Source organism: Salinispora pacifica DSM 45544 (assembly GCF_000378845.1).
GTDB lineage: Bacteria > Actinomycetota > Actinomycetes > Mycobacteriales > Micromonosporaceae > Micromonospora > Micromonospora pacifica.
Genome location: NZ_KB905359.1, coordinates 3,697,344 through 3,715,496, shown reverse-complemented (window position 1 = coordinate 3,715,496; position 18,153 = coordinate 3,697,344). Strand labels below are relative to the sequence as shown.

Genomic DNA, 18,153 nt, shown 5'->3' with positions numbered 1-18,153 from the left:
GGTCTGGGCTGCGGAAACGCGGATCAGGCCTTTTGTGCTGTGTGGCCGGTGTGGATGGTGGGTGTCACGTGGGTGCGATGTGGGTGCAGTCCTGGAAGCGGCCTTGTTCCGGGTTAGTCGGGACGTGACCTGGAGCTTTGTGGCCTGTTTGCGCTTCGGTGGGGTCGGAGCACCTGTTTTCGGTTCGTCGGTGCCGGGGGGCCAGCTTTGGGGCCGCGGTCGGGCCGGTTCTTGCGGGCGCTGGCTTTGATCTTTCTGCGGGTGCGGCGGGCGGCGTTGAGGACCAGTTGGGCGGTGGCGTCGGCGCAGCGGCGTTGGATCTGCGGCAGGACGCTGGTGTAGGTGTCGGCGGTGACCACGATGCTGGAGTGCCCGAGGAGGTCCTGCAGCGTTTTGAGGTCGGCTCCGGCTTCGTGGGCCAACGACGCGGCGCCGTGTCGCAGGTCGTGCAGGCGTACCGGGGGCAGCCCGGCCCGGCGCACGAGGATCCGGAAACGGGTGGTGGCGTAGTTCGGGTTGATCGGCTTGCCGTCGGCGCGGGTGAACACGTATCCGCTGTCGGTCCACGGCGTGCCGTTCTCCGCCGCCTCCGCCTTTCGGTCCTGCTCATAGCGACGATGCACGCGCAGGATCTGCACGCTGCGTTTGTCGAGAGCGACCGACCGCCGCCCGGCCGGGGTCTTGGGTTGGCCTTCGACGACGTGGTAGCCGGCGGTGGTGCGGTTGTGTTCGATAGTCAGGATGCCGCGGTCGAGGTCGATATCGGACCACCGCAGCCCGCACAGCTCGCCGCGGCGCAGTCCGCGCAGGCCGGCGAGCCACCAGAGGGCGAACAGGGGGTCGTCGTTCACCACGCTGAGGAACTCGGCGAGCTGGTCGGCGGTCCAGACCGCCACGGCCGGTCGGGCGCCGGTCTGTTCCCAGGACTCGACGCGGGCGTCGGTCCAAACCTTGGCGTGGGGTTGCTGATAACCGGCGATCTCGATGTGCCGGGCCGGGTTGCAGTCCAGGATGCCTTCCTTGACCGCGAGGTTCAGGGCGGCCCGCAGGGTGGTGCGTAGGTGGTGCATCGCCGAGGCGGACTGTGGGCGGCCCTTGCTGTTCCTGGTCGCCGCTATCTCGGCGAACACCGCCCGCAGCAGCGGGGCGTCGAGGTCAGCCAGCCGGTAGCGGCCGAGCCGCGGGATGAGAACGGTGTCGACGTCGCGGGTGTAGTGAAAGCGGGTGGTGGGCCGGATTTTCGTGCGGTTATCGAGCCAGTGTCGCAGCCACCGCTCGACCGTCCAGCCCTGCGCCGTCCGGTCCGCCTGCGCGGCGGTCAGCCATTCGTCGCGGGCGTTGCGGGCGGCGGCCTGCGAGAGGTAGCCGCCACGGCGGACCCGCTCGCAGCGGCCAAACAAGTTCCGGGCGGAGCAGTGGAAGTACCAGGTGCCGTGACCACGTTCACGCAGTCGAGAGCACGACTGCTCCAGCCGCCGCCGCTGGCCGTCTCGACACCCGCACCGTTTGAAGATCACACCTGACGTCGCCATGACCACGCCCTTTCGATGGACTCACCCGTTCCACCGACATCGACCCACCTACAGGTACGGCCCTATCGACCGACGCGCGCCACCTGTGACTTCCGACGGTTCACCCACCAGCACGACGGCAGCCAACTCGGGGGCTGGGTGGTGACTCCCGTCGAAGGCCGGAAGTAGCGCGTGCCGTGGGGCAGCGGCACCTCCAGAGACAGGCTCCAGCGCTCCGTCACGGGCGTCGGGGGCGCCGGGGACCGGCGTGTCGACGCGCCGGTTGCGCTGGTCGGGGTGCCGGCTGAGCCCCGCCTGGTCGTCCAGGGGTGCCCGAGGGGGCGCTGCCGTCGAACAGGCGGCCTCTGCCGGAATCTGGCCCGGCCCAGCTATGATCAACTCCCCGAGAGCTGGCCGTCCGAGCAGCGAGGGCTGGCTGACCCACGCCTCACGGGACTGTCAACGCGCGGCCCCCGCCGTGGCGGGCACCCGTCGAAGCCATTGGCGGATGCCGTCGCGTGAGGCCCGGAACGGTCACCGCTGGGTCGGGTGCAGCGTCCGGATGTCGGCGACGATCTCCGCGACGGTGGGATGGACGAGTGGGCGACGCCAGGCGAGGGCGGCGGTGCAGCGCAGGTTGCCGGTGAGCGGCACGATCACCACGCCGGCCCGGGCGTAGTGCTGTTCGGTGCTCTCGGACAGCAGCGCGATGCCGGTTCCGGCGGCCACGAGTTCCAGGGTCTCCTCGACCGAGCCGGACTCGACCAGTGTGCCGACCTCCGTCGTCCCGATGCTGCGCGGGTGGCGGAAGGCGGTCCAGATCGGGTCCGGTGAGCGGGGCACGACCCAGTTCCGGCCGATGAGTTCGTCCGGGGCTACCTCGGGCCGGTTGGCCAGCGGGTCGGAGACCGGCAGGGCGACCGCCCGTCGATCACTGGTGATGACCACCTGGTCGAGGTAGTCGGCCGACAGCGGCGGCCAGATGATCGCCATGTGACTCTCCCCCGAGGCGAGGCCACCGGTCGGGTCGTCGAAGTCGTACCGCCGCAGCCGCACCGGACCGTCCAGCTTTTCCTGGGCGGTCCTGACCACCTGGCCGGTGACTGTCGAGGCCGCCTCGCCCATGAAACCCAGGACCAGGCTGTGCCCGTTGTCGCTGGCGATCGCCTGCTCCAGTTCGTCGGCCGCGGTGGCGAGGCGCAGGGCGTGGGGCAGGATCCGTTGCCCCGCGGGGGTGAGGACGGCGCCGCCGTGCTCCCGACGGAACAGGCGGTTCCCGGTGTGTGTCTCGAAGCGGGCCACGGCTGCGCTCACCGTGGGCTGGCTGACCTTCAGCAACTCCGCCGCGCCAGCGAAGGACCCCTGCTGGGCCACAGCGGCGAAGGCCCGGATCGACTGGATGCTCAGGGCCATCGGACCACGGCAACGCGACGCTATGTCCATAGCAGAGCTATTCCCATTGCATAACGCAATGTGGATGAACCAACGCGCTGTGCCAAGCTTTAGCACGCCCCGAACACCGGCCCGGCCACCCGGCCCGGCCCCGGTACCCAGTGGGCAGAGCAAGAGACGACGTGGCCCGCCGACATCGTCGGCTCGTGGTTGAGGGGACGACCGAGATGACCGACGGACCAGACCTGCCCGGTGGTGCGCACCGGGTTCCCTACAGCGATCCCGGGGAGCCCGATCACCGCAGCCCGATGCGCTACCTGTGGTGGCTGACGGTGCGGCAGCGCAAACGGGTCCTGCTCGGCTCCCTGTGGGGCAGCACCTGGATGTGCGCCCTGATGCTGCCCCCCTACCTCATGTCCAGGACGATCGACGAGGGGCTGCGTGCGCGGGACACCGACGCGCTGGCCGGCTGGGTGGCCGCGGTCCTCGTGGCCGGAGCCGCCATCGCGGTCCTCGGGATCCTCCGCCACCGCACCATGACCTTCATACGGGTCGACGCGGCATACCGAACCGTGCAGGTCATCACCCGGCATGTCACCCGTCTCGGCTCCACCCTCCCGCGTCATGTCTCGGCGGGCGAACTGGCCCACCTGCAGGCCGGCGACGTCAGCCGGATCGCGCAGACCCTGACCATCACGGGCCCGGGGGTCGGCGCGGCGGTCGCCTACATCGCCACCGCCGTCCTCCTATTCACCATCTCAGCCGTGCTGGCGGTCGTCGTCCTGCTCGGCGTCCCGCTCCTCGCGGTGACCGTCGGCCCCCTCCTGGAACGGCTACACGGGGCCGAGGGCGACCACCGGGAACAGCAAGGCGTACTGACCGCCCTCGCCGGTGACATGGTCACCGGGCTGGGCGTGCTGAACGGCATGGGCGGCAAGCCGCTCTTCGCACGGCGCTACCGCGAACGCTCGCAGGCCCTGGTCCCGTTGGGGTACCGGGTGGCCTCGCTCACGAGCTGGGTACAGGCGCTCGGCGCCTGTCTGCCGCTCCTCTTCCTGGCACTGGTGACATGGCTCGGCGCCCGCATGGCGGCCGAGGGTTCAATCACGGTCGGTGAGCTGGTGGCCGTGTACGGGTACGTGGCGGCGCTCCTGGTCCCGGTCTCCTTCTTCATCGAGGGTGCGGACGACCTTCCCCGCGGCCTCGTGTCCGCCCGGCGCGTGGTCAACATCCTGGCGTTGGCGCAGGATTCCGACCAGCACGGCACCCGGGTGGCCGCGCCCACCAGACCCGCCCCGCTGCACGACCCGGCGTCCGGGCTGACCCTGCGGCCCGGGCGGCTGACCGCCCTCGTCAGCGCCCGGCCCGACCAGGCACGGGCCGTGGTCGACCGGCTGGCGGGCTACCAGAAATCCGACGCCACCTGGGGCGGCACGAGGATGTCCGACATCGAGCTCGCCTCGCTGCGGAGCCGGCTCCTGGTGTCCGACAACGACTCCTACCTCTTCAGCGGACCACTGCGGACCGCCCTGTCCGTTCACGACGACCACTCCCCCGAGGATATCGAGCGGGCGCTGCACGCCGCCGTGGCACAGGACGTCGTGGCGTCGATGCCCGACGGTCTTGACTCCCCTCTGGACAGTCAGGGCCGCAACGTCTCGGGCGGACAGCGCCAGCGGCTCCGCCTCGTGCGGGCGCTGCTCGCCGATCCCGAGGTACTGGTACTCGTCGAGCCCACCTCGGCCCTGGACGCGCACACCGAGGCCACGGTCGCGACCCGGGTCGGCGCGTTCCGCCAGGGGCGCACCACCCTCGTCGTCGGCACGTCCCCACTCCTGCTCGGACATGCGGACGAGGTCGTCCACCTGGTGGACGGCAAGGTGGCGGCCGCCGGCAGTCACGGCGAACTGCTCGCCACCCAGCCCGGATACGCGGCGCTCGTGTTCCGCGGTGACAGCGAGGGCGTCCTCGCGGCCAGTGCGGCGCCTGCCCGAGAAGGAGCCTCCCGATGAGCCGTACCGACGAGGCCAGGACCCTTCCGGTCGCCGATGCCGCGACGGTACGCCGGGCCAGCTGGCGGCTCCTGAAGGACGACGGGCGGTCCATGGCGGGCATTGTCGTCCTGACCTGCCTCGCCTCTCTCGCGGGACTGGCCGGCCCCTGGCTGCTGGGCCGGATCGTCACCCGGATCGAGGCCGGGGACATGACCGTCTCACAGGTGGACGGGATGGCGGCCGCCGTCCTCGGCTTCGCCCTGGCGCAGCTGGTACTGATCCGCTATGCACGCTACTTCTCGCACCGTTTCGGCGAGCGCGCGCTCGCCCGGCTCCGTGAGGAAGTCATCGTCGGCGCGCTCGCGCTCCCGGCGCGTGTCGTCGACCGGGTGAGCACCGGCGACCTGGTGACGCGCTCCTCGCTCGACGTCAGCACGGTGGCCGCCACGCTGCGCAACGCGGCGCCGGATGTGTTCATCGCCGGCGTCCAGGTGCTGTTCATCTTCGTGGCCGTGTTCCTCCTCGACCCCCTCATGGGGCTCTGCTCGCTCGTCGGCCTGCCGATGGTGTGGTGGGTCAGCCGCTGGTACCTCGCCCGCGCGCGGGACGCCTACCTCGCCGAGGGAGCGGCTGCGGGCGGCGTGGCCGACGCCCTGAACTCCACCGCCCACGGTGCCCGGACCGTCGAGGCGTTCGGGCTGCGCCTCCGGCAGAACGGTGCGATCGACAAGGCCGTCGACACGACGTACGCCGCGGGCGTGCGCACCCTGCGGCTGCGTACCGTGCTGTTCCCCGTCACCGAGTTCGCCCACTCGCTGCCCATGGCGCTCATCCTGCTGGTGGGCGGCCTCAGTTACCTGAACGGGACGCTAAGCCTGGGCGCGGTCGTGTCCGGCAGCCTGTACATGTGGCAGTTGGTCGACCCCCTCGACCGTGCGCTGGCCTGGGTCGAGCAGCTCCAGCGCAGCGGTGCGTCGTTCGCCCGGATCAAGGGCGTCGGCCTGGTGGCGAAGCAGCCGCGGTCCGAGGTCCGGAAGCCCGAGAACGACCGCATCACGGTCAGCGGGGTGCGCTACTCCTACACGGGCGCGCGGGATGTGCTGAGCGATGTCGGCCTGCAGGTACGACCGGGTGAGCGGCTGGCGGTGGTCGGTCCCTCGGGAGCGGGCAAGTCCACCCTCGGCAGGCTGCTGTCCGGGGTAGACCTGCCGGACGCCGGAGACGTGCTGGTTGGCGGTGTGAAAGTCGCCGATCTGGCCGCATCCGGCGAGCTGGGCACCCGTATCGTCCTGATCACTCAGGAACACCACGTGTTCATCGGCACCCTCCGGGAGAACATGACGATGGCGGCCCCGGACGCCGACGACGAGGCCGTCTTCGAGGCGCTCGCCATGATGGAGGCCGACTGGGTACGGGACCTCCCCGACGGGCTCGACACCGCACTGGGCGCGGGCGGCGTCGAGCTGGAAGCCTCCCAGGCGCAGCAGCTCACGCTCGCCCGGGTCCAGCTCGCGGATCCGCACACGCTGATCCTCGACGAGGCGACGGCCCTGCTGGATCCCACGACCGCCCGTCAGGCCGAGCGGGCCATGGCCGCCGTCCGCTCGGACCGCACCGTCATCGCCATCGCACACCGCCTGCAGACCGCCCATGACGCCGACCGCGTCGCGGTCATGGAGGCGGGCCGCATCGTCGAGCTCGGTACGCACGACGAGCTCACCGCCGCGAACGGGCCTTACGCCGCCCTGTGGCGCTCCTGGAACGGCGAAGGCTGAGCCGCTCCCCTCCACGAGAACGCCTCCCGGCCAGGACCGGGGGGCGTTCTCGCTTTCCTGCCTTCTTTGTGCCCCGCTGCACCCCTCCGAAGGGACCCCGCACCTCCATGGTTGCCACGAAGCACGTCGAAGCGGCCGAGAAGTTCGACCTGGTCTGCCTGCTCTGCGAGAGCGTGTTCCCGCCCGCCCTCGTGTACTGATGTCCGAGCTGCTCGGGCGCGTTGGAGCCCCGGTACACGCTGGACCGGCTGACCCGGTACGAGCACCCGGATCCGGAGCAGGTCTACTTCGACCTCCTGCCACTGACGGCGCGGGACTTCCTCGACAGCGGCGTCACCAGGCGGACGCCCTGCCGGCCGGCGCCGCGGCTGGGCGCGGCCATCGGGGTCCCAAACCTGTGGGTCAAGAACGAGTCCCAGCAGCCTACCCGTACCACCAAGGACCGTCTCGCCGCGCTGGTGCCGGCCGTGCTGCGTCAATTCGGGGTCAAGGAATTCGTCGTGTCGAGCACGGGGAACAGCTCGACCGCCCTCGCGCGGGCGGTGCAGATGGATCCCGCGATGCGCGGGAACTTCTTCTGCGGCGAGGACTTCGTCCGTAACCACGCCGTGGCGCAGGACGAGCGGACCTCACTGACCGTGGTCGCGGGAAGCTGTGTGGCGGCGTCCGCCGAGGCCCGCCCGTTCGCCGCCGCGCGCGGGCTCCACTTGGACGCCGGGTTCATCAACTGGGCCCGTCGGGGTGGTCTCAAGCTGGCCTACCTGGAGGCCCTGGACGCGTTGGACCGTACCCCTGACGTCGTGGTGCAGGCCGTGAGCAGCGGTATGGGCATGCTCGCCGCGCACAAGGGGATGCGGCGCCTGCCGCAGTCCCAGCGGCTGTCTGTCAACCCCGCTACCGCATCCCATCGGCGGGGTTCAACCTCACGAAGCATCAACAAGGGTTCACGCCATTCGTCTTTTCGGTCTTCTCCTTCACCTGTGGCTCCCGGATGGAGCGGGCACCCTTGGGCTTGACCACCTGAGCTCCGCACCCCGCAGCTACCCACGACGCACGTCAGGCTGGGGACAGGCCATCGACACGGGCCTGGAACTACACCTCCGGCATCAGCCGAACCTCCTCGATATTGCTCACTCCTTCCCATGCGCCTTCGTGTCGCACGGTGCTCCGTGGGTGCTCGGACGTCGGGGTACTGACACGGACGTACAGGGATGCAGCCGGATTTGATGCCCGCAGCAAGGGTGTCCGACAAATCGAGAAGCGCGGATACATTAGGGCTGCGGGGCGCCGACCTGCGGGGATCCGATGGGACATGGAGGGACTGGGCTGGATTCGGCCGGGAAGATTTCCTAATAGAGTAAAGATTAAAGGGGACTAATTCCACTCCGGACTACGGATCAGAAGGTTAGGGGTTCGAATCCCTTCGGGCGCGCAAGATCGTAAGGCGCTTGACCTGTAAGAACAGTGTCAGGCGCCTTTGCTTGTCGTCCCTAGTGGACGGATGGGTGCTCGGTGGGTGCTCGCGCGACGCACACCCCCTCCGTCCCGCTCCGTCCCGGTGGTAGCCAGTCCTGTATCAGTGGGTTTTGATCATGGGTCCCCCTCACTTTACGAGCCCAGAACGAGACGGCGAGGTGGGCCCGCACCCTGGTCGGATGTCGCGGCGCTGGCGGTACGTCTCCGTCAATCTCTCCGGCTCGCGGGCGCCGGCACGGCGGCGGTGACCAGCTCCCACACGTCGGCCTCGGCACAGTCCACGGTGGTCAGCGCCTCGGCCACCGACGGCGGGTCCAGCACCTCCTGCACGGGCCAGCCGCCGCGGACCCGGTACACGGCGCGCAGGATCTCGTGCCGGGTCACGACATCCGCCCGGCGCAGCGCGGCCACGTCGAGCTGACCGCGCACCCGGATCGCGATCGGGATGATGTACCGCGGGCCGGTGCCAATGCGCTGGTCGTGCAGCCAGACGTTGAGCTGCCCGTCGAAGACGATCGACTGGGAGCCGTGCGGGTAGGGGCGCAATTCGGGGCGAGTGGAGCCACCCGTCATCAGGCGCGCTCCTGCCAGACATACGTCATGTCGGGCTCGTTCTCCTCGTTGCGGCTGCCGTCGGTCTCGTCGACCTGACGGAAGCCGTGCCGCTCGTCGAAGGCCCGGGCGTCGGTGCTGCGGGTGAAGACCCGCAGGGTGAGGCCGGTCGGGCTGGCCTTGCGCACCTGCTCCAGCAGCTGCGTGCCGATGCCCTGCCGCCGGGCGTCGGGGCTCAGGTAGAGGTGTTCGAGCATGGCGCCCTCGAGGGCGGCGAAGCCGAGGATCTCGCCGGTCTCCGGGGACTCGACCACCCAGGTCTTGCACTGGGGCAGGACCACGTGGGTGATGAAGGCCCGGGTCTGCTCGTCGTCGTAGAGCCGCGGCAGGTAGGCATGGCCGCCGCCCGTGATGCCAGGAACGAGCACCTTGCCGCACTCTCGGACTCGCGTCCGGCATCCTCATGGGCGCAGGACCACCTTTCCGAAGACCTCACCCCGGGCGAGCGCCCGCAGTGCGTGGGCCGCATCCGCCAGGTCTAGGTGACGATCGATCGTCGGACGAACACCGGTCTCGGCGCAGAACCGGACCAGCCGGACTAGCTGCTCCCGCGTGCCCATGGTTGACCCGACCACCGACAATTGGCGATAGAAGAGACGGCCCAGGTCGAGTTGGATCGCCGTGCCGGTGGTCGCACCGGACACGACCACCCTGCCCCCCGGCCGCAGCGCCCGCAGCGAGTGCTCCCACGTCGCCGCACCGACGGTCTCCATGACCGCGTCGACCCGATCAGGCAGCCGGGCACCCGGCGGGTACACCCGGTCGGCACCGAGTGCCGCCGCTCGATCCCGCCGCCGCGCGTCGCGGCTGGTGACCCAAACCCGGTAACCGGCCGCCGCGCCGAGCGTGACCAACGCCGACGCCACCCCACCACCGGCACCCTGGACCAGCACCGTGGCCCCGGCCCGCAGCCCGGCCTTCTCAAACAGCATCCGGTACGCGGTCAGCCACGCCCCCGGCAGGCAGGCGGCCTCCTCCCAGCTCAACTCGGGAGGTTTGGGCACGAGACACTCCCGCGGCACCGCCACCCATTCGGCGAACGTGCCGTCGTGGTCGACCGACAGGTACCGACAGGCCGGATCTAGTGTCTCATCACCGAAGGTCGGGGTCCCGATCACCGGGTACACGAGCACCTCCCGGCCCTCGTCATCGATTCCTGCTGCCTCCGCACCGAGCACAACGGGCAACTGCTCGTGCGCGATGCCGATGCCGCGCAAGGTCCACAGGTCGTGGTGGTTGACCCCGGCCGCCCGCACCCGGACGGTCGTCCAGCCAGACGGCGGCTCGGGATCGGGCCAGTTCCCGACGCGCAGGCCCGACAGGACCGAGTCGAGGCCGGCGGACGGATCTGTCGTGGCACGCATCGCCGCAACCGCGCGCATCACTTCTCCTGATCCTATCGACGGAGGTCACTGCTGGCGCAGGACTATCGAACCCCAGAGGAAGCCGGCTCCGATCCCGGCGACGACGAGCAAATCGTCGCGGCGCACGCGCCTGGCCTGCATGGCCTCGTCGAGCACGGTGTAGACGGTGGCTGCACCGGTGTTGCCCAGCCGGTCGACGGTGATGCCGGCGCGTTCCAACGGCACATCGAGCGCCCGCATCACCTCGACGATGATGTTGCGGTTCGCCTGGTGCAGGAAGAAGTGTCGGATGTCGGCAACATCGACGCCGGCGGCCTCCGCCGCCCGCTGGATCGTCAGCGGCAGGGCGGCGGTGGCCTCACGCCACACCACTCGCCCGTCCATCTTGAGGTACTGCTGGCCCGCGGCCAGCGTGAAGTGGTCGTGCGGCAGTTGGCTGCCGCCGGCCGGCACCTGCACGCTGTCGGAGAGCAACGAGCCGCTGTCCCAGGCGAGCACGCCGTACCCTGCCTCCGTTGGGCCCAGCACCGCGGCGCCGGCGGCGTCACCGAAGAAGACTCGGGTAGTCCGGTCCTGCGGATCGGTCAGCCGCGATAGCGCCTCCGCGCCGATCGTCAGGACGGCTCGGGTGGTCCTGCTCTGCAGCAGGTGCGCGCCGAGCAGCATGGCGTAGACACCGCCCGCGCATGCTGCCTGGTTGAGGTCGATCGACAGGGCGTTGTGCGCCCCAAGACGTTCCTTCACGATCAGCGCCGTGGACGGCAACGGCTGGTCCGGGGTGATTGTGGACAAAATGATGGCGTCGATGTCCTCGGCACGTAGGCCGCTGCGGGCCAGCGCCCGCTCGGCAGCCTCCACACAAATGTCCGAGGTGGATCGGCCTATCTCAAGGAATCGACGCTGCTCGATTCCGGTCCGAGACACGATCCACTCGTCCGTAGTATCCAACGTTCGAGCGAGCTCCTCGTTGGTGACGACCCGCTCGGGAACGGCGATGCCGGTGCCGAGGACGCCGACCGGCCCTCGCAACGGCGGTTTTGCGGAAACTGGCGCTGGCTTCATCACGTCAAGCCGGCCGGATGCCATGGGCTGCCCTCCAGACTGGATGTATCGGGCTTCAGTGTCGTCACTGCCTGGGCACTTCGGAACCTAGTCGGTTGCCCTAGCCGGTCAGCACCCCGTCGGGATAGCCATCCGAACCGCTCAATAGAGGGGCTTCGCCGCGCCCTGCCGCCAACGGAAGAATTTGCCGCGTGGACCAGACACCTATCGCGGTTGCCGCACCGGACGCGGCGGGTTTCCGGCGCGCCATGGGCCTGTTCCCGACCGGTGTCTCCATCGTCACGACCGGCAGCGGGGACTCGACATCGGCCCTGACCATCAACGCCGTCACCGCCGTCTCCCTGGACCCGCTGCTGGTGCTGGTGAGCATCGGCGCCACCGGGCGCATGCGGTTCCGCATTGAGGCAGAGAGTGTGTTCGGGCTCAGCATGCTCACCGACCGGCAGGCGGGACTGTGCCGCACCTTCGCCCGGTCCGATCGTCCCGAGGGCACCGCCGCGACCCATCTGCTCGGGGCGACGGGTCCCGTCAGCGGAGTCACCCTCGTCGAGGACGCGCTGACGGCGTTGGAGTGCCGGGTCCACGACCGCGTGGACGGAGGCGACCACGTCCTGTTCCTCGGAAGGGTTGTCGCCATTCACGACGGCGAAAACAGTGCCCGGCCACTGGTGTTCCACCGCGGGCGGTACGTGCGAATCGGCCTTCCACTACGGACGGACCAATGACCCCTCCCAGACAACTGCTCAGATCGCTTTCGGAGAGGACCCTGCCATGACCAGCAGCACCGCCGCCCGCCACGGCCCGTCCAGGTTCGGTGCCGGCATCCGCGCCGTGGGCCGCGCCCTACCCGACCGCGTCGTTACCAACGCCGAGCTCGAGGAACGTCTCGACACCACTGACCAGTGGATTCGGGAAAACATCGGGGTGCAGACCCGGCGGGTCAGTGCTCCGAAGGAGGGCAGCGGCGATCTCGGTGCCCGGGCACTGCTCGACGCCTGCGAGCAGGCCGACGTCGACCTAGCCACGGTGGACCTGGTGATCTGTGGCACATACACGCCGGACAACATGATCCCGGCGAACTCCGTCTCGATCATGCGCAAGGCCGGCTTGACCGGGGCGACCGGTTTCGACGTCAACAGCGGCGGCTGCCCCGGCGGCGTGTTCGCCTTGGACGTCGGCGCGAAGTACGTCGCGTCCGGCGAGTACCAGCGGGTCGCCGTCGTGCTCGCCGACGTCAACAGCAAGGCGTTCGACCCGACCGACCGTACTGTAGGGGTGATCTTCGGCGACGGTGCCGCCTGCTACCTGTTGGAACGTACGCTGCCCGGCACCGGTATCGGTGCCACGATACTGCGCACGGACCCCGAGCGCTACCACATCGCCTACGTCTCGCGGGAACCACGAACGGCTGCGGACGGTACGCCGGTCAAGTCCCACTTCGGTGACAACTTCGCGGTGATGGTCGGGCGGGAGGTTCGCGACTTCGCGATGGAAGTCATGCCCGCGTTCGTCGCCGAGTTGGTGCAGAAGGAGGGCGCTACGCCGGACGACATCGACCTTTATCTGTTACACCAGGCCAACCTGCACATCATCCACGCCATCCTGGACCGACTGGGTCAGCCGGTGAGTAAAACCGTGACCAACGTGCAGCGCAATGGGAACACCTCCGGGGCCGGGCTGGCGCTGGCCATGCGCGACGCGCTGGACGAGGGACGCCTGCGGCCCGGGGACCGGGTCGTGCTGGCGGCATTCGGCGCTGGCATGAGTTACGGCGGCACAATCATCCGCTGGTGTGGCCCGGACGACTTCCAGGGGACGTTGTGAGCGGCCGTCGAGGCATAGTCGCGGTCGTGGGTACCGGCGTGATGGGTGCCGGGATCGCCCAGGTCGCGGCTATGGCGAGACACGAGGTGATTGTCTGCACGCGGTCAGCCCGCTCGGCCGGGCGGGCCCGGCAGGCTCTCGACGCCGCGCTGCGCCGCGCGGCGGACCGGGGCTTTTTGAAGGAGGACCCGGAGCGGGTACTGGCGCGGGTCAGCTGGCACAACGATCTGTCTGCCGCGGGCCCGGCGGCCATCGTCGTCGAGTCCGCGCCAGAGGACCTGGCCCTCAAGCAGGAGATCTTCGAGACCCTCGGCCGGGTGTGCTCGCCGACGGCGGTGCTGGCGTCCAATACCTCGCAGTTGCCGATCACGCAGATCGCCGCCGTGACCGCGGGCTCGGAACGGGTGGTGGGCACCCACTTCTTCTCGCCGGTGCCGGCGCGCCCGCTATGTGAGGTGGTACGCGGTGAGAAGACCAGCGCATCCACGGTCGAACGGGCGCGGGACTTCGTGGCCGGACTCGGCAAGACGTGCATCGTCATCGAACGCGACACGCCCGGCTTCGTCACGACCCGGCTGATGGCCGTGCTCGTGATGGAGGCTGCGCGCCTGGCAGACTCCGGGATCGCTTCGGCACGGGATATCGATCTGGCGTGCCGCCTTGGCTTCGGCCATCGGATGGGGCCGCTGGAGACCGCGGACCTGGCCGGCGTCGACACAATGGTCGACGTCGCGGACGGGCTCTACACCCACCATGGCGAGGCGGTCTTCATGGTGCCCGACGCCGTACGCGCTATGGTCGCCGCCGGGCGTCGCGGGCGTAAGTCCGGTGCCGGTTTTCACGACTACGGGGACGGCACGCGATGAGTGACCCGATCCGAGTCCGCAGGTTCGACGGTGTCACGCATCTGGAGCTGCACAGGCCGTGGCGGCGCAACACGATCGACCTGGGGCTGGCCCGGGAGATGCTCCGGGTGGCCCTCGACCCAGCCACCCGGTCGAGCAGTGCGCTGCTGCTCACCGGCGCGGGGGAGCACTTCTGCGCTGGGGGTGACCTCAAGAGCTTCCAGGTGCAGCGGGCATTGCCGGAGCATCTTTTGGCGGTCACCGCCGACTTGCACACAGCGATGCTACGGCTTCGCGAGCTCGACGCGCCGTTAGTGGTGGCCGCGCGGGGCAACGTGGCGGGTGCGGGCCTGGGTCTGGCCTGCTTCGGCGACGTGCTACTGACTACGCCCGAGTCGACCTTCCGATCGGGCTACACGGCGTTGGGGCTGACGCCGGACGCGGGAACCAGCCACGCCGTCACCCGGCTGATCGGTCCTCGCCGGGCCGAACGGCTACTGCTGCTCGGCGAGGTGGTGTCAGGTCGGCTGGCGCTGGACTGGGGGCTGTGCACCGCCCTCGTCACGGACGCCGACCTTGACCGACATGCGGTCGAGGTAGCCCGTACGCTGGCTGCCAACCCGCCGTTCGCGGTCGGTGAGACCCGACGGTTGATCGGCGCGGCGGCCACCCGGTCGTTGGCCGAGCACCTGGACGACGAGGCCCGCACGCTGGCCCGCGCCGCCGGACGGCCGGCGGCAGCGGCCCAGGTCGCGGCGTTCGGGGCCCGGCGGCGTCAACCCCAGGCGACTGGACCTTGACATTAGTGTCAAGGTTGTACAGTCCCGCCGTGGAGACACTCATGCGCATCGGCGAACTGGCGTCCCGCACCGGAGCCAGTGCGCGGTCCCTGCGCTACTACGAGCAGCACGATCTGCTGCACACGTTCCGCGAACCCAACGGCTACCGCGGCTATCCGGAGTCAGCCGTGCAGCGAGTTCGCAACATCCAGACGATGCTGTCGGTCGGGTTCGGCGTCGAGGAGATCCGGGACTTCACCGACTGCCTCGACCACGACATGCGGAGCAAGCCCATCTCGCCACTGGCCCTGCGGATCCTCGAGGAACGCGTGCGCGTTCTCGACGAGCGCATCGGCCAGATGGCCAGCCTCCGGGACCGCATCCAGGAGCAGCTATACCAGCTCCGCCATCACATGGAATCCGACATCCGGCAGTTCGCCGGACACGAGGAGGCAGTCTGACATGGGCCCGTGGTTGGTACCTTTGGTCCTCGCCATGTTCGCCTTCGGTACGGGCGACTTCATTGTCGCCGGCATCCTGCGGGAGCTAGCCGCCGAGTTCAGTGTCAGCGAGGCGCTGGCCGGCCAGTTGGTAACGGTCTACTCCGTGGTCTACGCGGTGACCGCACCGGTGGCCGCGGTGGTGGCGGCCCGCTGGTCGCGTCGCGTTCTGATGATCGGTGCGATGTCGCTCTTCGCGCTCAGCAACGTGGTCGCGGCGATGAGCGAGTCCTACTCCATCCTCATGGGTACGCGTGTGACGAGCGCGATCGCGGCGGCGGCCGTCACACCGCTGTGCTTCAGCGCAGCCGGCACCATCCCACCCGAGGACAAGCGCGGCAAGGCGCTGGGCTTCATCGGCGGTGGCCTCATGCTCGCCATGGTCCTCGGTGTGCCGCTCGGCACCTGGGTCGGAGGCCAGTACGGCTGGCGGGCTGCGTTCTGGTTCGTCGCCGCGAGCGGACTGCTGGTGCTCGTCGGCATGGTAACCATGCTGCCGGCGCTGCCGGTCAGTGCCGGAGGCACGCTGCGCGAGCGGCTCACGCCGCTGGCCAACGGGTCGATCGTCCGCGGGCTGGCCTGCATGCTGATCGTTTCGGCGGGGGGCATGATGATGCTCACGTACATCGCTCCTGTCATGTTCGCCGCCGGTGGTGTCACCACGGACGGAATCGCCGTGCTGTTCCTCGCTGCAGGTCTGGCGGGGGTGGTGGCCACCGTGATTGGCGGTGCCGGTGCCGACCGCCTCGGCCCCCCGCGGATGATCACCCTCGGTGCGACGCTGCTGGCGGCCTCGATGCTCACGCTCAGCGCTATGATCGGCTGGGGTGACACCCCGTTGGCCCTGCTGGTGCTACTCGCGGTGGTGTGGTCGCTGGCCATCGGCACCCTCAACCCGCCGTTGCAGGTCTGGCTGATCAGCCGCTCAGGCCCGTCGGCCAACGAGGTTATGGCGCTCAACAGCAGCGCCATCTACCTCGGTACCTCCGCTGGCGGGCTACTCGGCGGCCTACTCCTCGCCCAGTGGGGGCCGATCCTCCTGCCCCTGGTCGCCGCCGCCGAAGTCGTGCTCGTGGTCATTCTCCTCATGACGGCGTCGGACCGACACGTGGCCTCGTCCAACGAGAAGCCCGCCACGGAGACGGCAACGAGCCCCGCCTAGATTCCGTCGCAGGTACGGATCCGTCCGCAGCCGCATGGCGGGGTGCGGTCCGGTCATCCGGAGGCGGCGGGGACACACACTGGCCAGCAACGCCCTGCGGTGTGCTCCCCGCCGCCTCCGTCTGTACCTAATCAAACAGACTCGTCTGACCCAGTTCCTGCGCACGCTGCAGGTTGCGGCGATCCCGAAGCTGCGGCAGGGCTCATACTTCCCGGACTGGCTGCTGATGCACCGCCGGTGGGCCGAACAAGCCCTCGTCTCGGTGGTGGGCACGTCCTATCTGCTCGGGGTGTCGACCCGAGCGGCTACGAAGAAGGGCGGCAAGGTCCGCCGGCTCGGGATCCCCACCGTTGCCGACCGGGTGGTGCAGATGGCGCTCAAGCTCATGCTGGAACCGATCTTCGAGCCGGACCAGTACCGATCCAGCTACGCCTACCGACCAGGACGCCGTGCGCAGGACGCGGCAGCCGAGATAGTGCACTACATCAACAACGGCTACGCGTGGGTGGTCGAGGGCGACATCGAAGGCTGCTTCGACTGTGAGACTTTGAGGCGCCGTCAGGCGGCCTGACTCTTGCTTACGACTGACCCCGCGGTTTGGGTGTCCTTGCTGTTGATCTGTCGTCCGCCTGGCGGTGCAGCACCCAGTGGTGCTGGCCGGGCGGGCAGTGACCTCATAGGAGCCTGATCGCAGCAGGTCCCGTCACAGTCCCGTCCACCCGGCCGGCCAGCGTCACGAACCCCTGTCGCCCTGGTCTGAGCTGGAGCCCGCGATGTCAAGCATGAGCCCCGACCCGCGTCGACGTCGAGTCGTCATCGGCGTCGACACCCACAAGCACGTCCACGTCGCCGTCGCCCCGGGACGACATCGGTGGTCGCCTCGACGCCCGCTCTTTCCCCGCCGACAGGGGCGGCTATGAGCAGCTGCTCGACTGGGCCGCCGGCTTCGGCACCAAGAGGTTGATCTTCGCGATCGAGGGCACCGGCTCCTACGGAGCTGGACTGACCTCCGCCGTCCGCCGGCGGGGTCTCGGGGTGATTGAGGTCCTGCGCACTGACCGCCGGGATCGGCGGCTGCGCGGCAAGAGTGACACCCTCGACGCCGAGAACGCCGCCCGCTCGGTGCTGGCCGGCAACTCCACCAGCGTCCCGAAAACCAACGACGGCATCGTAGAGATGATCCGCCAGATCAAGGTCGCCAAAGACGTCGCGGTCAAGGCACGCACCGCCGCGATGATCACCCTCAAAGCGGTGCTGGTCACCACCAGCCCCGAGCTGCGTGAACCTCTGCAGCCCTTGTCGAAGATAGCCCTGACCGAACGGTGCGCCGGCCTGCGTCCCGGTCCGGTCACCAGCGTTCTCGCCGCGACGAAGCACACCCTGCGCTCGATCGCCCGCCGGTGGCAGCAGCTCAACGACGAGATTAAGACCCACGAGGCGCTGCTCACTGAGCTGACCGGCCAGCTCGTGCCGCAGCTGGTCGCCGCGTTCGGCGTCGGCGCCGACACGGCTGCGGAGATGCTCATCGTCGCCGGCGACAACATCGACCGAGTCCGCTCAGAACCAGCCTGGGCCCGGCTCTGCGGAGTCGCAGCGATTCCCGCCTCCTCCGGCATGACCAACCGGCACAGGCTCAACCGCGGCGGGCACCGCCAGGCCAACGCCGCGCTCTACCGCGCCGTCATCGTTCGCATCCAGCACCACGAACCCACCCGCGCCTACGTCGCCCGCCGCACCGCCGACGGCAAGACCAAAGCCGAAATCATCCGCTGTCTGAAGCGCCTGCTCGCCCGCGAGATCTGGGCTCTGCTCCGCCCTCTCTGCACGATCGCGATCGCTACTTGACAGCTATAGGAG

General features: G+C 69.3%; 16 protein-coding genes and 1 pseudogene. 11 read left to right on the top strand and 6 right to left on the bottom strand.

Going from position 1 to position 18,153, the window contains the following annotated elements; translation table 11 throughout:
- Window positions 1-113 precede the first annotated feature (113 nt).
- Together SALPAC3_RS0116955 and SALPAC3_RS0116950 are read right to left on the bottom strand one after the other, a co-directional pair.
- Window positions 114-1,532 carry a tyrosine-type recombinase/integrase gene (locus SALPAC3_RS0116955; RefSeq protein WP_033775040.1) on the bottom strand — a complete coding sequence of 473 codons (1,419 nt, stop codon included), beginning with the start codon at window positions 1,530-1,532 and terminating at the stop codon, window positions 114-116.
- 513 nt (window positions 1,533-2,045) lie between these two features.
- Window positions 2,046-2,924 carry a LysR family transcriptional regulator gene (locus tag SALPAC3_RS0116950; RefSeq protein ID WP_018222401.1) on the bottom strand — a complete coding sequence of 293 codons (879 nt, stop codon included), beginning with the start codon at window positions 2,922-2,924 and terminating at the stop codon, window positions 2,046-2,048.
- A 185-nt stretch (window positions 2,925-3,109) separates the two neighbouring features.
- Between SALPAC3_RS0116950 and SALPAC3_RS0116945 the strand changes: the two genes are divergently transcribed.
- The 3 genes from SALPAC3_RS0116945 to SALPAC3_RS25985 all read left to right on the top strand — a co-directional run bounded on the left by SALPAC3_RS0116945 (window position 3,110) and on the right by SALPAC3_RS25985 (window position 7,688).
- Window positions 3,110-4,915, top strand: coding sequence for an ABC transporter transmembrane domain-containing protein (locus SALPAC3_RS0116945; protein WP_018222400.1), 1,806 nt, complete (start codon window positions 3,110-3,112; stop codon window positions 4,913-4,915).
- Window positions 4,912-6,672, top strand: coding sequence for an ABC transporter ATP-binding protein (locus SALPAC3_RS0116940; RefSeq protein ID WP_018222399.1), 1,761 nt, complete (start codon window positions 4,912-4,914; stop codon window positions 6,670-6,672). The genes SALPAC3_RS0116945 and SALPAC3_RS0116940 overlap by 4 nt, the downstream gene beginning before the upstream one ends.
- A 221-nt stretch (window positions 6,673-6,893) precedes the next feature.
- On the top strand, window positions 6,894-7,688 hold the full coding sequence (locus tag SALPAC3_RS25985; RefSeq protein WP_018222397.1) for a threonine synthase: 795 nt from the start codon (window positions 6,894-6,896) through the stop codon (window positions 7,686-7,688).
- A gap of 667 nt (window positions 7,689-8,355) precedes the next feature.
- Here SALPAC3_RS25985 and SALPAC3_RS25980 read toward each other — a convergent pair.
- From SALPAC3_RS25980 to SALPAC3_RS0116910, 4 genes are read right to left on the bottom strand one after another with little or no spacing between them, the layout of a single operon-like run.
- Window positions 8,356-8,721: a hypothetical protein gene (locus SALPAC3_RS25980; RefSeq protein WP_018222396.1), complete on the bottom strand. Its 366-nt coding sequence runs from the start codon at window positions 8,719-8,721 to the stop codon at window positions 8,356-8,358.
- Window positions 8,721-9,128, bottom strand: coding sequence for a GNAT family N-acetyltransferase (locus tag SALPAC3_RS25975; protein ID WP_232430522.1), 408 nt, complete (start codon window positions 9,126-9,128; stop codon window positions 8,721-8,723). The genes SALPAC3_RS25980 and SALPAC3_RS25975 overlap by 1 nt, the downstream gene beginning before the upstream one ends.
- Before the next feature lie 33 nt (window positions 9,129-9,161).
- Window positions 9,162-10,142 carry a zinc-binding dehydrogenase gene (locus tag SALPAC3_RS0116915; protein WP_018222395.1) on the bottom strand — a complete coding sequence of 327 codons (981 nt, stop codon included), beginning with the start codon at window positions 10,140-10,142 and terminating at the stop codon, window positions 9,162-9,164.
- 27 nt (window positions 10,143-10,169) lie between these two features.
- A complete protein-coding gene (locus SALPAC3_RS0116910) occupies window positions 10,170-11,210 on the bottom strand; it encodes a 3-oxoacyl-ACP synthase III family protein (protein ID WP_018222394.1) in 1,041 nt (346 codons plus the stop codon).
- A 167-nt stretch (window positions 11,211-11,377) separates the two neighbouring features.
- Between SALPAC3_RS0116910 and SALPAC3_RS0116905 the strand changes: the two genes are divergently transcribed.
- The 8 genes and pseudogenes from SALPAC3_RS0116905 (at window position 11,378) to SALPAC3_RS25960 (ending at window position 18,141) form a co-directional block, all read left to right on the top strand.
- Window positions 11,378-11,911: a flavin reductase family protein gene (locus SALPAC3_RS0116905; protein ID WP_018222393.1), complete on the top strand. Its 534-nt coding sequence runs from the start codon at window positions 11,378-11,380 to the stop codon at window positions 11,909-11,911.
- Window positions 11,912-11,957: 46 nt separating this feature from the next.
- A complete protein-coding gene (locus SALPAC3_RS0116900) occupies window positions 11,958-13,010 on the top strand; it encodes a 3-oxoacyl-ACP synthase III family protein (RefSeq protein ID WP_018222392.1) in 1,053 nt (350 codons plus the stop codon).
- Between the two features lie 26 nt (window positions 13,011-13,036).
- On the top strand, window positions 13,037-13,876 hold the full coding sequence (locus tag SALPAC3_RS0116895) for a 3-hydroxyacyl-CoA dehydrogenase family protein (RefSeq protein ID WP_018222391.1): 840 nt from the start codon (window positions 13,037-13,039) through the stop codon (window positions 13,874-13,876).
- Window positions 13,873-14,655, top strand: a complete 783-nt coding sequence (locus tag SALPAC3_RS25970; protein WP_018222390.1) for an enoyl-CoA hydratase/isomerase family protein — start codon at window positions 13,873-13,875, stop codon at window positions 14,653-14,655. The genes SALPAC3_RS0116895 and SALPAC3_RS25970 overlap by 4 nt, the downstream gene beginning before the upstream one ends.
- Window positions 14,656-14,684: 29 nt before the next feature.
- Window positions 14,685-15,095, top strand: coding sequence for a MerR family transcriptional regulator (locus SALPAC3_RS0116885; protein ID WP_198290351.1), 411 nt, complete (start codon window positions 14,685-14,687; stop codon window positions 15,093-15,095).
- A 1-nt stretch (window position 15,096) separates the two neighbouring features.
- Window positions 15,097-16,296 carry an MFS transporter gene (locus SALPAC3_RS25965; RefSeq protein WP_018222388.1) on the top strand — a complete coding sequence of 400 codons (1,200 nt, stop codon included), beginning with the start codon at window positions 15,097-15,099 and terminating at the stop codon, window positions 16,294-16,296.
- A gap of 178 nt (window positions 16,297-16,474) precedes the next feature.
- A pseudogene (locus SALPAC3_RS27335) lies at window positions 16,475-16,834 on the top strand (reverse transcriptase domain-containing protein); the annotation flags it as partial.
- Between the two features lie 329 nt (window positions 16,835-17,163).
- Window positions 17,164-18,141 (top strand): IS110 family transposase, encoded by a 978-nt coding sequence (locus tag SALPAC3_RS25960; protein WP_033774870.1) that lies wholly within the window; start codon window positions 17,164-17,166, stop codon window positions 18,139-18,141.
- Window positions 18,142-18,153 lie beyond the last annotated feature (12 nt).